14 protein-coding genes are annotated in these 13,771 nt (G+C 63.3%); 3 read left to right on the top strand and 11 right to left on the bottom strand.

Features of this window, described 5'->3' with window-relative positions; genetic code table 11:
• The first annotated feature begins 237 nt into the window (after positions 1 to 237).
• The 3 genes from ACVMB0_RS10930 (at position 238) to ACVMB0_RS10920 (ending at position 3,982) form a co-directional block, all read left to right on the top strand.
• Positions 238 to 1,356 (top strand): IS630 family transposase, encoded by a 1,119-nt coding sequence (locus ACVMB0_RS10930; protein ID WP_461346226.1) that lies wholly within the window; start codon positions 238 to 240, stop codon positions 1,354 to 1,356.
• A gap of 809 nt (positions 1,357 to 2,165) precedes the next feature.
• Positions 2,166 to 2,561: a helix-turn-helix domain-containing protein gene (locus ACVMB0_RS10925; protein ID WP_461346225.1), complete on the top strand. Its 396-nt coding sequence runs from the start codon at positions 2,166 to 2,168 to the stop codon at positions 2,559 to 2,561.
• Positions 2,562 to 3,064: 503 nt separating this feature from the next.
• Positions 3,065 to 3,982 carry a LysR family transcriptional regulator gene (locus ACVMB0_RS10920; protein WP_461346224.1) on the top strand — a complete coding sequence of 306 codons (918 nt, stop codon included), beginning with the start codon at positions 3,065 to 3,067 and terminating at the stop codon, positions 3,980 to 3,982.
• Here ACVMB0_RS10920 and ACVMB0_RS10915 read toward each other — a convergent pair.
• The 11 genes from ACVMB0_RS10915 to trbB are packed head-to-tail and all read right to left on the bottom strand — an operon-like array spanning position 3,946 to position 13,666.
• Positions 3,946 to 4,203: a DUF2274 domain-containing protein gene (locus ACVMB0_RS10915; RefSeq protein ID WP_461346223.1), complete on the bottom strand. Its 258-nt coding sequence runs from the start codon at positions 4,201 to 4,203 to the stop codon at positions 3,946 to 3,948. The genes ACVMB0_RS10920 and ACVMB0_RS10915 overlap by 37 nt on opposite strands.
• A complete protein-coding gene (locus tag ACVMB0_RS10910; RefSeq protein WP_461346222.1) occupies positions 4,200 to 5,408 on the bottom strand; it encodes a TraB/TrbI/VirB10 family type IV secretion system protein in 1,209 nt (402 codons plus the stop codon). Before ACVMB0_RS10910 ends, ACVMB0_RS10915 begins: the two co-directional genes overlap by 4 nt.
• The gene (trbG, locus tag ACVMB0_RS10905; protein ID WP_461346221.1) at positions 5,399 to 6,478 is read right to left on the bottom strand and encodes a P-type conjugative transfer protein TrbG; all 1,080 of its coding nucleotides are present in this window, start codon (positions 6,476 to 6,478) and stop codon (positions 5,399 to 5,401) included. Before trbG ends, ACVMB0_RS10910 begins: the two co-directional genes overlap by 10 nt.
• Complete coding sequence (gene trbF, locus ACVMB0_RS10900) at positions 6,475 to 7,164, bottom strand: conjugal transfer protein TrbF (RefSeq protein ID WP_461346220.1); 690 nt, start codon at positions 7,162 to 7,164, stop codon at positions 6,475 to 6,477. Before trbF ends, trbG begins: the two co-directional genes overlap by 4 nt.
• A 3-nt stretch (positions 7,165 to 7,167) precedes the next feature.
• Positions 7,168 to 8,529, bottom strand: a complete 1,362-nt coding sequence (gene trbL, locus ACVMB0_RS10895; RefSeq protein WP_461346219.1) for a P-type conjugative transfer protein TrbL — start codon at positions 8,527 to 8,529, stop codon at positions 7,168 to 7,170.
• Positions 8,526 to 8,846 carry a putative entry exclusion protein TrbK-alt gene (trbK-alt, locus tag ACVMB0_RS10890; RefSeq protein ID WP_461346218.1) on the bottom strand — a complete coding sequence of 107 codons (321 nt, stop codon included), beginning with the start codon at positions 8,844 to 8,846 and terminating at the stop codon, positions 8,526 to 8,528. Before trbK-alt ends, trbL begins: the two co-directional genes overlap by 4 nt.
• Before the next feature lie 10 nt (positions 8,847 to 8,856).
• Positions 8,857 to 9,612, bottom strand: coding sequence for a P-type conjugative transfer protein TrbJ (gene trbJ, locus ACVMB0_RS10885; RefSeq protein ID WP_461346217.1), 756 nt, complete (start codon positions 9,610 to 9,612; stop codon positions 8,857 to 8,859).
• Positions 9,609 to 12,047, bottom strand: a complete 2,439-nt coding sequence (gene trbE, locus ACVMB0_RS10880) for a conjugal transfer protein TrbE (protein ID WP_461346216.1) — start codon at positions 12,045 to 12,047, stop codon at positions 9,609 to 9,611. Before trbE ends, trbJ begins: the two co-directional genes overlap by 4 nt.
• 7 nt (positions 12,048 to 12,054) lie before the next feature.
• On the bottom strand, positions 12,055 to 12,330 hold the full coding sequence (locus ACVMB0_RS10875) for a VirB3 family type IV secretion system protein (protein ID WP_461346215.1): 276 nt from the start codon (positions 12,328 to 12,330) through the stop codon (positions 12,055 to 12,057).
• The gene (locus tag ACVMB0_RS10870; RefSeq protein ID WP_461346214.1) at positions 12,330 to 12,671 is read right to left on the bottom strand and encodes a TrbC/VirB2 family type IV secretion system protein; all 342 of its coding nucleotides are present in this window, start codon (positions 12,669 to 12,671) and stop codon (positions 12,330 to 12,332) included. The genes ACVMB0_RS10875 and ACVMB0_RS10870 overlap by 1 nt, the downstream gene beginning before the upstream one ends.
• A complete protein-coding gene (gene trbB / locus ACVMB0_RS10865) occupies positions 12,668 to 13,666 on the bottom strand; it encodes a P-type conjugative transfer ATPase TrbB (RefSeq protein ID WP_461346213.1) in 999 nt (332 codons plus the stop codon). The genes ACVMB0_RS10870 and trbB overlap by 4 nt, the downstream gene beginning before the upstream one ends.
• Positions 13,667 to 13,771 lie beyond the last annotated feature (105 nt).

The raw sequence follows: 13,771 nt of genomic DNA, 5'->3' as shown, positions 1-13,771 counted from the left end.
TTACAGAAGGTAGAAAGATGCACCTGACGAGCGGAAAGCCCATCAGTTATGATCCGTAGTCCATGATCTATAGATTCGCCATGTAACGCGAGCAGGCCCACCAGCAGCGTTGCAAGGCCGGCTGATTATCGTCATTGCCATGCTAGTGTCCCGAGTCACAAGTTCGCAATCGTAGATTCGCGATAGATTCGCGTCGCTGTGCCAGAGATGGCGGCTGTAACAGCGACGGAGGATCTGATGGCGGCCCAGCCACTTGCACCCCTGATATTGAGCGATGATGAGCGAGCCGAACTTAAGTCGCTGACGATGCGGCGGAAGACGGCGCAGGCGCTGGCCCTGAGGGCCCGGATCGTGCTGACCTGCGCGGAAGGTGGTCAGAACACGGAAGTGGCGGCCAAGCTGGGACTAGACAGGCAGACCGTAGGCAAGTGGCGGCGGCGCTTTGTAGAGCAGCGCGTCGCCGGGCTGCACGACGAGCCGCGCTCCGGAGCGCCGCGCACGATTGACGACGCCCGCATCGAAGCCGTGATCGTGCGGACGCTGGAAAGATGCCCTGAGAACGCTACCCATTGGAGTTCTCGCGGCATGGCGAAGGCCAGCGGCCTGTCGGTGTCGACGGTGCAACGCATCTGGCGGGCCTTCGCGCTCCAGCCGCACCGGCTGGAGACGTTCAAGCTCTCGACCGATCCGAACTTCGTGGCCAAGGTGCGCGACGTCGTGGGCCTTTACGTCTCGCCGCCGGAGCACGCCATCGTTCTGTGTGTGGATGAGAAGTCCCAAATCCAGGCGCTGGACCGCAGCCAGCCGATGCTGCCGATGCGTCCCGGCCAACCGGCCCGAAGAAGCCATGACTACAAGAGGCACGGCACTACATCCCTGTTCGCAGCCCTCGACAATGCGAGCGGACGGGTCATCGGCAAGTGCTACGGACGTCACCGAGCCGCCGAGTTCCGCAAGCTCTTGGACGAGATCGAGGCCGCCGTGCCGCACGAACTCGACGTTCATCTCGTCATGGATAACTGCGCCACGCACAAAACCCCGCTGATCCGACGATGGCTGGCTAAGAGGCCGCGTTGGCATGTGCACCTGACCCCGACCAGTTCGTCATGGCTCAATCAGGTCGAGCGCTTCTTCGCGCTCCTTACCGATAAGAAGATCAGACGCGGTATCTATCGCAGCGTCGCCGCTCTTAGAGCGGACATCGCTTCGTTCATCGACCGGCACAACGCCGATCCAAAACCGTTCCGATGGACCAAATCCGCCGATGATATCCTTGCTTCCATCGAGCGCTTCTGCCGATACAATATCCCGGCAGAACGCGCCACGATGTTGCGAACTTCTGGTTCAGGACACTAGTTTCTGGCCGCCATGGCTGGGGCGTGGAATTCCGACTCGAAATCGGCAGAGCCGGGCTGAAGTTCGAAACCAATAGCGCGAAGGCTCAGCCCCGCTAGTACCAATGGAGTCGTATAGCACCCGGTGCCGACCGATCCGAGCCAGTGTCGGGATTAGTTTAGACATCGAGGAAGGTGGATCAATCACCATCGCTCCGCGGGTCTTTAGATTTCGGCGGTCCCGAAATTTCTTATGACCCAGCATGGTCTGCATCGCTCGAAGGTCGTCACCGTTTGCGAGGACGCGTGTGGCGGATGCGCGCCTGAGAACGTGTGGCGTTAACTATCTCTGCTCAAGGAAGGCCTGCCGCTGCGTCGGCCTCCTTAATCTCCCGTTCGACTGATCGGGATGTCAGATGCCTCCCACCGTCTCTGGCTGAATTGAAGGAGCCACGCACCATTTAGGCTGGTGAAGCATCTGGTGTGTGACGGACACCTGCTCAAGAGCTACTCAGGAGCAGTCGGATGCCTCGAGGAAGCACGCACATCGAATAAGTGACAGGGTATGATCGCTTTTGTTGTGGCCCGGTCAATATTCCGCCAAATGAACGAGCCGAAGTCTCGAGAGGCATCTTCGGTGGGTTCGACCTTAGGTATTCCACAGCATCAGCTTTCAGCACGCGACTGCGCTTGGGTACGATGCCGCTTCTTGGATTGCTGTGGTTCTTAAGAGCGACTGACGATCCAGACGAACGTTAGCGCGGTACATCATGGACGGGTCTCTGATCTTAGAAGGCAATCGATCCTCGATTTGACGGACAGGTCACCAGAATGAACAAATCAGCAGCGAAGAAGATGAAGCCGCGTAGTACCGGCAAATCGGACATTGAGTTGGGCAAGCGGATCCGCCTGCGGCGTGTGGAGCAGAAGATTTCGCAGGCCGAACTCGGCGACAAGCTCGGCGTCAGCTTCCAGCAGGTCCAGAAGTACGAGAAGGGCGTTAACCGCGTGGGCGCCGCCCGCCTTCAGCAGATCGCGACTGCGCTCGATGTACCGGTCACCTTCTTCTACGACGGTGACAACAAGGCCCGCGAAGTCAACAGCCTCCTGCTCCTCGACAGCGCCTTCAGCCTTCGCTTGCTACGCGCCTACAGCAAGATCGAGGATCAGACCGTCCAGCGACAGCTCGTGTCGCTGATGGAATCGATCGCTGCGGAGGAGGACTGAGCGGCAATCGAAGTCCGACACGGCACCGCCAACCCAGATGGCGTTGAATCCTGAGTGAGAAGCATCAGAGAAGCCTGGCAGGCGGCCAACCAGCGCGTTCCGGCGGATCAATACGCGCGCGGTCATCCGGCTCTGACCACCGGTTTGGCGACATTTTTGTGGAGCCACCGAAACCTGGGGAAGAACGCTCAATGGAGACGTCCGCCGCTCATCGGCGGAAGTGCCGCGCCGATGAACATAAACAACGTCGGCTCTTAGAACGCCGCCGGCGATCGGTCGCATCGCTGCACTGTGCGCCTCCCTTCAAAGCGGACGTCGTCACGAGAAGTCCTCACTTACCGAATGAGTGTCGGCAATATCGAACCCCGACGCCCAGAAGGAAATTAGTCAGTTTCAAGGGTACGTGTAGCCGAAGCGAATGAAGGGATGATGCAGTGCAAGCAAATGGAGTGTGCCAATCAAGAAAACACACGGTCACAACAACTCGCCACAGGGCATCGACCGTGCCAGTGGAATTCCGAGAGCTGCGCTGGGCAATCACGGCGTCCCAGCACCGGAGTTTACGCCAAGCGGCAGAGACGCTCAGAATCAAGCAGCCAACCCTCAGTCGCCGACTACGAGACCTCGAATACAAGCTGGGCGTCACTCTCTTCGAGCGCACAAACGGCGGCACGCGACCGACCATCGAGGGACAGGAATTCCTCGATGCCGCGCGGCGCATCGTAGATGATACCGAGTCAATCGCGGCTCGCCTCAAGAGCCACTCGCGCGGCGAGAGCGGTCGACTGACCATCGGCATCCACACCTCCCTCTCAGCCGGCAATCTACGGGCCACCCTCCTTGAGCACCGGCACCGCTTTCCCGAGGTCGAAACGCATCTCGTCGACGGAGCGAGCGACCATCTGATCTCGGATCTCGCTAACTGCGCCATTGACGTCGCCTTCGTGGCCGAGCCCCATACAACGTGGAGCGACAGGTCATTACTGCTCTGGAGCGAACGTATCGTCGCCGCTCTCCCCGCGAACCATCCGCTGACAGGCCGTGACGTGGTTCACTGGGGCGAACTGAGGCGCGAACCACTTTTAACGTCACTGCGCGGCCCGGGACCAGAATTCCACAAGCTGCTCATCAGCAAATTGGGTTCTTCCGATCCTTGCCCGCTTCTTCGCCATGATGTGGCGCTCGACCGGCTTCTTACCTTGGTCGGCGTGGGCTGGGGTATCTTGCTGGCATTGGAAAGTGTGACGGGCATTGCATATCCGGGCGTCATCTTCCGCGAGGTTCATGATGCCGACGAGCCGACGCGGCTAAGCTTCCACGCATATTGGCGGCAGGCCAGCTGCAATCCATCGCTGCGTCCGTTCCTCGATTTGCTTCGCGAGCGCTATCCGGACCTCTCGGCTGATCCGGAAACGAACTGAGCAGCATTCCGTCGTGCCTTCGCAAAGGCTCGGTCGGTCGCCATGAAACGCTCGATCATCGGCGCGATCAATTTGACAGGCTCGGCCGGCGTCGTCGCGCCTCCGCTGCGCGTCAGAATCTCGGCGTAGCTTTTGAGATCCCTGAAGACCGCCGCCGGCAGTTCGATGGTGAGTTTCACCGGCTTGTCGTCTTCGAGCGGCCCGAGCTTGAGCTTCGTCATGGTCTTCCTCCCTTCGCGTAGGGCGCCAGCACGAGGTCCCGCGTGACGATCACGCGGACCGGAAAACCTGGCCGGATGGTCAGCGTCGGCTGGATGTTGAGTTGGCGCTGCACGATCTGCTGTCCGGTCTGGCTGAAACTGTTGGACGCACCGCTGCGGATCGCTTGAACAAGGTTGTTCTCATTCTGGCTCGTACCCGCCTCGGCTCCGACGCTGAGCATGGTCGAGAGAACTGCGGCCTTGAACAGCATGCCCCAATGGTTGTCGACCTCGTCCTCAAGCCCAGCATAACCACCGGTGTCGGCGCCGGGCTGGCGCTCCAAGACAATCGAGTTGCCATCCGGCATGATGATCCGGGTCCAGACCAGGAGGATTCTGCTCTGGCCGAACGCGACGGAACTGTCGTACTGGCCGATTAGCTTCGCACCCTGGGGGATCAGAAGATATTTGCCGGACGGACTGTCGTAGACCGCCTCCGTGATCTGGGCGGTGACTTGGCCGGGCAGATCGGAGCGAATGCCGGTGATGAGCGCAGCGGGGATCACCGTACCCGCCTGCACAACATAAGGCGAGACTTTGGCCTCAAGCCGGTCCGGACTGACCGTGCGCTTGTCCGTCGACGCATTGAGGAAGGCCGCTTTGCGGTCCTGCATGTTCTGGGCCGATCCAGCGTCGAGGGGTGGTGTCGCGGCCGGCGGCGTCGCGGCACCGGTCGCCGAATTCGGGATGGGTTGGCCGACGCTCTGCGGCTGCTGAACCGTCTGGGCGAACAGCCGGCTGACGCGTGCCGCTTCGATCTCCTGCACTCTATGCTGTGCCTCCGGATCGGACGTCGTTCCGGGAACTGCGGTGTTTGGTGCAGCGCCCGCGTTGAGCATCGGCTTGCCGAGATCGCCGGGCAGTGCCGGTCCGAGCGGCGGCGCCTGACGCGGCAGCCCGGTATAATCCTTCGGCAAGGCGGCAAGGCCCTCAGCCGAAGGGCTATTCTGGGTGCTGAGCAACTCCTGGCCGGCTTGCTGCTTGTTGCGGGTTTGCAGGGCGTAGCCGAGCGCTGCCGCGACCGTGAGGGCTGACACCGCGCCGAGGCCGATCAGGATCTTGCGCGAGAGGCGGGTGACAGGCGGCCGCTCGCCGCGGAGCCGAAGATCCGGGGGCGCAACGGGCGGAATGTCGCTCTGACGTTCGTTTTCGCCGTCTATCGCCATGATCGCGGCCTTCCGTCGGTGCGGACAATGCGCACGCGCCGCTCGCTGTCCTTGTCGCCAAGACGCAATTCGGCAGCGGCAAACAGGCGATCGACGATGTAGTAGTTGCGGTTCACGCGGTAGTTCACGAGCTCGGAGCCGCCGGCCGGACCGATGACGAACAGCGGCGGCATTTCGCCCTGGACGATCCCGCTGGGGAATTCGATGTAGACCTTATTCCCGTCGTCGAATGCACGCAGCGGACGCCAGGCAGGATCGTCGCCCTCGATTGCGTAGCGGAAGTTGATTGAGCCGAGATCGACGCCGGCCGCGATTGGCGCTGCGGCCTCAGCCGTTGCGTTCTGCTGTCGAAGCGCGATGAGTTGGTCCTCCGGATATTGCCAGGAGACCGAGGCCATATAGGTCTTCTCCGTCGAGCGCAGCTCGAGGAGATAAGTCCGCCGGTCGGTGTTGATGACGAGATTGGTAACGAGCTCCGGCCGCGTCGGTTTGACGAGGATGTGGATCTTCTTGGTTGCGCCCGCGCCGCTTTCGGTATCACCGACAATCCAGCGTACGGTGTCGCCGGCGGCGACCGGTCCGGAGCCTGTGAGTTGCTCGCCCTCCTGCAGGGCGACATCGGTGATCTGGCCGGGTGCCGTATAGACTTGGTAGAGGGCTCCGCCGGAGAACGGATAGACCTGGACCGCGTTGATGAATCCGTTACGGACCGGCTGCACCCGTGCCGCGGCGTTGGCCCGCTTGACGCGAACCTTCGGATCGGCAGCTTCTGGGACGCGTTTGCCCGGAGCGAGCGGTTTCAGCTGCCCGGGCAGCGGCAGCGGCTTGGGCAATTCCACGATCTTGACGGGCGGCGGTGGATCGGCAGTCAGCGTTGCCGGCTCAGCGGTGTCGTAGTTGATGTCGGGCGGGATGAAATTGTGTGCGCAGCCGCCGAGTATCGAGACACATATCAGCAACGCCACAAGTTCGGATTTACGGAAGCACGTATTGCCAGCTTTCCGGTTTCGGTGAGCGATGAAGAGACGCGAAGCCGGAGCGCCGGCGATTGGAGAAAACGGCGGGGTCATTGTCCCAGCTCCTTCGACCAGTTGATGGCGTTGACGTAGATGCCGAGCGGATTCTTGCGCAGCCGGTCGGCATCGGTGGGCGGCTGGATTGCGATGGTGAGGATGGCGGTCCAACGTGTGGTGCCGGCGAGAGCCCCGTCCTGATAGCGGTGCTCGACCCAGGCCACGCGAAAGCTGTCGGGCGAGGCGCGGATGACGCTGGAGACGTCGATTGCGACCTGCTGCTTGCCGAGACTGGCGAAGGGGTCATTGGCGCGGGCGTAGTCGTTCAGCGCCATTGCGCCCGCCGTGGTCGTAAAATCGTAGGCCTTCAGCCAGTTCTGCCGCACGATGATGGGGTCGGCTGGAAGCGAGCGCACCATCGCGACGAAGTGGGCGAGATACCAGGCAATCTGCGGATCGCTTGGTCTAAAGTCGGCGACAGCCGGCGCCACCGCTTGTGACTCGCCGAGCTTATCGACCTGCACCACCCAGGGAACGACGGTGCCGTGGGTAGATTGCCAGACGAGCCCGCCGGCGAGACTGCAAGCGAGGAACAGCGAACCGAACGCCATCAGCCGCCAGTTCTTCGCCTGCACGCGGGCTGAGCCGATGCGATCGTCCCACACTTGCGCTGCGCGCTGATAGGGGGTTTCGGGTTCGGGCGTGCGGCCATAGCGGACCGACGATCGCCGAAAGACTGACATTCTTTATTCTCCCCCTGATAGCTCGACGGAATGGCCGCCACCATGGCTGTCGCCGGTTTTGAGGGCTTGCGCGGCTGTCTGCGCGCCGTGAATGACTGTCTGATTGCGCTTGACGCGCTGGGCCCAGGCGGGCGGACCGCTGTCGTTCGCGGCTTGAGATGTGGCTTCATCGTTTGTGGCCTCGCCGCCCCCAATGGTCCCCATCGTCGAGGAGCCGCCGGTATTTGCGACCCCGGACCGGGCGCCTGATGCGAAGCTCTCCGTCATCGAGCCGGTCGCTTGCGCAATGGCGCGTCTGACGGGAGCTGTCGCCGCACTGGCTGCAGCGCGGCCCGCGCCGCCGAGACCCGAGGCGACGCCGCCAGCGCCGGACCGGCCAGCCGATGCCAGGCTGTAGGCGGAGGACATGCCGCCCGCCGTCGCCGCACCACCACGTGCTGCCGCAGCAGTGCCGGAGGCTGCGGCCATCGCTCCCCGCCCCGCGAGCCCAAGCGCGGCGCTCCCCGCCATCGCCGTGCCGGCAACGGCAAGGCCGGTGCCGACGGCAGCGCCCGCGCCAAGCTGCGGCGCCCCTGAGACGAGACCAGTTGCGATGCCAGGCCCGAAGATGCCGAGGCCGAGCATGGCGAGTGCCGCCAGCACGACCGAGAGTGCCTGCTCGATCGTCGGCTGGCCGCCGCCATAGGCTGACGTGAACTGGGCGAACAGTCCGGTGCCGATGCCGACGATGACGGCAAGCACCATCACCTTCACGCCGGAGGCAACGACATTGCCGAGCACCTTTTCCGCCAGGAAGGCGGTCTTGTTGAACAGCGCGAATGGAATCAGGATGAAGCCGGCGAGCGTCGTCAACTTGAACTCGATCAGGGTGACGAACAGCTGCACGGCCAGAATGAAGAAGGCGATCAGCACCAGCAGCCAGGACACCATCAGCACCGCGATCTGGACGAAGTTCGCAAAGAAGCTGGTGAAGCCCATCATCTGGCTTGCAGCGTCCAGCAGCGGCTGCCCGGCATCTAAGCCGACCTGCGCAAGCCGGCCGGGCCTCAAGAAGTCTGCCGTCGAGATGGACGAGCCGCCGGCCTTCAGGCCAAGGCCGGCGAAGCTGTTGAAGATGACGCCGGAGAGATTGTTGAAGTTGGTGATGATGAAGGCAAAGAAGCCGATATAGAGCGTCTTCTTCACCAGCCGCTGGAGAATGTCTTCGTCTGCGCCCCAGGCCCAGAACAGGCCGGCCAAGGTGATGTCGATCACGATCAGTGTCGAGGCGAGATAGGTGACCTCGCCTTTGATGAGACCAAATCCTGAATCGATATAGGTGGTGTAAGTATTGAGAAAGGTATCGATGACCCCGACGTTGTTCATCGCTTATCTCCTTCCGCAGCATTCGTCATCGACGAAGTGGCCGGCGCGGCCTGCGGCAGAAGTGGCCGCGCCGGCCTGCCGAAGAAGCGCGCGCGGTTCTCCTCCCAGACCGCCTGGCAGTGCGGATCTTCGGCATCCTGGGGACCAAGCGCGCGGCAGCGGCGCAGCTCGGCCGAAAGATCATCGGGAGCGGACACAGAGGGGGCATCGGATACAGGCCGCTCCGCCGGACGCCGATGAATGACGTGCAGTGCGGCGAGGAAAATCACAAACACGACGATCATCGCGCCTGCGCGAAGGATATCCGAGCGCTCCATGATCCGCGCCTCAGTTGCCGCGGAACATGGTGACGTTGCCGGGCTGATAACCCCCGCGCGTCGAGAAGATCTTGTATTGCTGCTGGCCCTGCGATTCGGTCGCCGTCACGCGCGCCTGCTCCAATGCATCCGCCCGTCCCTTCGCGGCGAGCACCGCGACGAGATCGGACAACTGCTGGGAATGCAGGGCCAGGAGCTGATTGCCGGCCTGAGCGGCCTGCAGGGCGCCACTTGCCGACTGGCTGGCGGTGACCAGCGAGCTCATGGCGCTGGAATTGGCTGAGATATTGCCAACGACGCCCGCCTGCACCTTCAGCGAGTCTTCGAAAGCGCCCACCGAGTTCCGCCAACGACTTTGAGCCGCGGCAAACATTGTCGCATTGGACCCCGTAGCCGCCGCCGTGCCGTAGGTGCTGGAATAGGTTGTCTGGATGCGCTCAACGTTGAAGGCGATGTTCTGGGCCTGACTCAGCAGTGACTGCGTCCGTGCGACCTGTGACTGAAGCTGGGTCAGCGTCGACAACGGCAGGTTGGCGAGGTTCTTTCCCTGGTTCACCAGGCTCTGGGCCTGATTGGTTAGCATCTGGATCTGATTGTTGATCTGCTGCAGTTCGCGCGCCGCGGTCAGCACGGTTTGGCTGAAGTTACTGGGGTCGTAGACGATCACTTGCGCAGAGGCCCGCGTCGTCAAAAGCTGCTGAAACGACAGGCTGAGCGACAGGACGCTCGCGATCATCAAGCTACGGGGCGTCTTGCGGATGCTCATGATTGCACCTCCAGATTTGTTAGGTCAGGGATGAGATCGGCGGCCCACAGGAGCTCGTGATCGGCGAGCCAGGCCGGCGTAAAATCCTCGCGGCCGTGCTCGGCGAGCAGCCGTTCGATCGCGGCATGATCGTCCTTTGAGGATGCCGCGCAGAAGGCAAGCGCGATCGGCCCGAGGCCCAGCTCGAACAGCCGATTGCCGCGTCGCGATTGGCAGTAGTAGTCCCGCTTTGGCGTCGCTCGCGCGATGATCTCGATCTGGCGATCGTTCAGACCGAAGCGCCGATAGATCGCTGTGAGCTGCGGCTCGATCGCGCGCTCGTTCGGCAAGAAGATGCGCGTCGGGCAGCTCTCGACGATCGCGGGTGCAATGTTGTTGCCGTCAATGTCCGAGAGCGACTGCGTGGCGAACACGACGGACGCATTCTTCTTTCGCAACGTCTTCAGCCATTCGCGGAGTTGCTGGGCAAAGGCCGGATCGTCCAAGACGAGCCAGCCCTCATCGATGATGAGGAGGGTCGGCCGGCCGTCGAGGCGTCCCTCGATACGATGAAAGAGGTAGGTGAGGACGGCAGGTGCAGCGCCCGCCCCGATCAAACCCTCGGTCTCGAAAGCCTGGACTGACGCGAGCCCGAGCTGCTCAACCTCGGCGTCGAGCAGCCGGCCGGAAGGACCGCCGACACAATACGGTTGCAGCGCCTGCTTGAGCGCGGTCGATTGCAGCAGAACGGTTAGGCCGGTAATCGTCCGCTCCTCGACCGGCGAGGAAGCCAATGACGTCAAGGCCGACCAGACATGCTCCTTCGCGGTCGGGTCGATGGTGACGCCTTCCTTGGCGAGGATCGCGGTCACCCATTCGGCCGCCCAGGCGCGCTCGGCGGCATCGCCGATCCGTGCGAGCGGCTGAAGCAAAACGGAATCATCGGCGCTATTTGAGAGGCTGCCGCCGAGATCGTGCCAGTCGCCGCCCATGGCCAGCGCCGCGGTACGGATTGAACCGCCGAAATCGAAGGCAAAGATCTGGCTTTTGCGGTAGCGGCGGAACTGGATCGCCATCAGCGCCAGCAACACGGACTTGCCGGCGCCGGTCGGGCCGACGATCAGGGTGTGTCCGACGTCGCCGACATGCAGGGAGAAGCGGAACGGCGTCGATCCCTCTGTCTTGCCGAAGAAGAGCGGTGCGCTACGGAAATGCTCGTCGCGCGCCGGTCCCGCCCAGACCGCCGACAGCGGAATCATGTGGGCCAGGTTCAATGTGGAGAGCGGCGGTTGGCGAACGTTCGCGTAGGTGTGTCCCGGCAGCGAGCCAAGCCAGGCTTCGAGCGCATTCACTCCTTCCGGCATGCAGGTGAAGTCGCGCCCCTGGGTCACCTTCTCGACGAGGCGAAGTTTTTCAGTGGCGCGCCTGGGGTCCTCGTCCCAGACGGTGACGGTCGCGGTGACGTAGGCCTGGCCGACATCATCGGTGCCCAGTTCCTGCAACGCGAGATCGGCGTCAGTGGCCTTATTGGCGGCGTCGCTGTCGACCAGGGTCGAGGCCTCGTTTGTCATCACCTCCTTGACGATGGCGGCGATCGACTTTCGCTTGGCGAACCACTGCCGGCGGATCCTTGTCAGCAGCTTCACCGCTTCGGTCTTGTCGAGGAGGATCGCGCGGGTCGACCAGCGGTAGGGAAAGGCAAGCCGGTTCAGCTCGTCGAGGATTCCGGGATGCGTCGCGGTCGGAAAACCAACCACGGTGAGCGTGCGAAGATGGTGGCTGCCGAGACGCGGCTCGAGCCCGCCGGCGAGCGGCTCGTCCGCGAGCAGCGCGTCGAGATGCATCGGCGTCTCCGGGACGCGGACGCGCTGTTGCCGCGTCGAGACGGTCGAGTGCAGGTAAGTCAGCGTGTCGCCGTCATCGAGCCACGCCACCTCCGGCATGAACCCTTCGACCAGTTGCAGGACACGGTTGGTCCGATCGAGGAAGCTGCGCAGCAGCTCGTAAGGATCTACGCCGCTCTGCGCACGGCCCTCATAAAGCCAACCCTCGATGCGCGAGGCGTCCTCCGCCGGCGGGAGCCAGACGAAGGTCAGGAAATAGCGGCTCTCGAAATGCGCACCGGCCTCTTCGAACGCATCCCGCCGCTCCAGATCGACAAGCGCCGATGCGGGATCGGGAAAGGCGCCATAGGGGTAGCTCTGGGCGGCGCTGCGCTGGGCTTCGACGAAGATCGCCCAGCCTGAGCCGAGGCGGCGCAATGCGTTGTTGAGGCGGGCCGTCACCCCGACCAGCTCCGCAGGTGTCGCGCTGTCGAGATCCGGACCACGGAAGCGCGCCGTCCGCTGGAATGATCCGTCCTTGTTGAGGACCACACCGCGTTCAACCAACGCGGCCCACGGCAGGAAGTCGGGAAGACTGGCAGGTCGATTGCGATACTCAGTGAGGTTCAGCATGGAAGCCTCATGTGGCGAGGTAAGGCGGATAGCGGAGGTGGCGGCGAACGACGTCCACGAACTGCGGGTCGCGCTTTGCCGCCCAGACGGCGGCGACGTGGCCCACGGCCCAGATCAGTGCGCCGGGAATCCAGAGACGAAGGCCGAGAGCGATAGCAGCCGCCAACGTGCCGTTGGCGATCGCGACGGAGCGCGGCGCGCCGCCCATCAGAATTGGCTCGGTGAGTGCGCGATGAACCGGCGCAAAGAAGCCCGGCACGTCTGGATCGACAATCGCAGCCATCAGACCAGCGCTCCGCCCGAGAAGCTGAAGAACGTCAGGAAGAAGCTCGAGGCGGCGAAGGCGATCGACAGGCCGAAGACGATCTGGATCAGCCGGCGGAAGCCGCCGGCGGTGTCGCCAAACGCAAGCGTCAGGCCGGTCACAGTGATGATGATGACCGAGATGATCTTTGCGACTGGACCCTGCACCGATTCCAGGATCTGGTTGAGCGGCGTCTCCCAAGGCATCGAAGAGCCGGAGGCGTAGGCCACGGGTGCGAGCGCGATTGAGATGAAGGCAATCGCGGCGAGGTCGGCGAAGCGACGTCGAACACGACGGATCGCGGAAGGGAACTGGATCATGATGGTTCTCCGGTAATTGAGGATTCGCCGCCCGCCCCGGCGGACTGGACGCGGTAATCGCCGGTGGCGGGATCGAGGCCGGCGACGAGAGCAAGTTCAGCAAGGCGGCGTTCGCTTCCGCGGCCGCGCAGCACCGCGACGACATCAATCGTCTCGGCGATCAGCGCCTTGGGAACGGTGAGAACGGCTTCCTGGATGAGCTGCTCGAGGCGACGGAGCGCGCCCAGCGCCGTGCCTGCGTGAATCGTTCCAATCCCACCGGGGTGGCCGGTCCCCCAGGCTTTGAGAAGCTCCAAGGCCTCGCTGCCCCGCACCTCCCCAACCGGAATACGGTCGGGGCGCAGACGCAGCGAGGACCGGACGAGATCGGACAGGGACGCGACGCCATCCTTGGTGCGCAGCGCGACCAAATTCGGAGCGCGGCACTGCAGCTCGCGCGTGTCCTCGATCAGCACCACCCGATCGGTGGTGCCGGCGATTTCGGCGAGCAGTGCGTTGGTGAGCGTGGTCTTGCCGGTCGAAGTGCCGCCGGCGACCAGGATGTTCTTACGAGATGCGACGGCAGCCCGCAGCGCCGTCGCTTGAGCGGCGGTCATCGTGCCGGCGGCGACGTAATCCTCCAGCGTGAACACCGCGACCGCGGGCTTGCGGATCGCAAAGGCCGGCGCCGCAACGACGGGCGGGAGAAGCCCCTCGAACCTCTCTCCCGTCTCGGGAAGCTCAGCCGACACGCGGGGGCTGCCGCCATGCACCTCAGCGCCGACATGGTGCGCAACCAGGCGTACGATCCGCTCGCCGTCGGCGGCGGACATCGTGCGTCCGCTATCCTCCAGCCCGCCCGCCAGCCGGTCGATCCAGAGCCGACCATCGGGGTTGAGCATCACCTCGACGATCGAGGGATCTTCGAGGAACGTCGCAATTGCAGGCCCCAGCGCGGTGCGCAGCATGCGCGCGCCACGCGAAAAGGCTTCTGAATGGATTGAAGTGACCGCCACGCCCGCCCCCGTCGAGCACCAATCGCAACAAGCGATCGGTGACGGGGATGGATAGAAAAGGCAGGAAATGGGTCAGTTCAACAAGTATTCAGCCGTCGTAGGGAG

The organism is Bradyrhizobium sp. USDA 4451 (genome assembly GCF_054822585.1).
The sequence above is the reverse complement of the archived record's forward strand: the minus strand, read 5'-3'. Positions and strand labels throughout refer to the sequence as shown.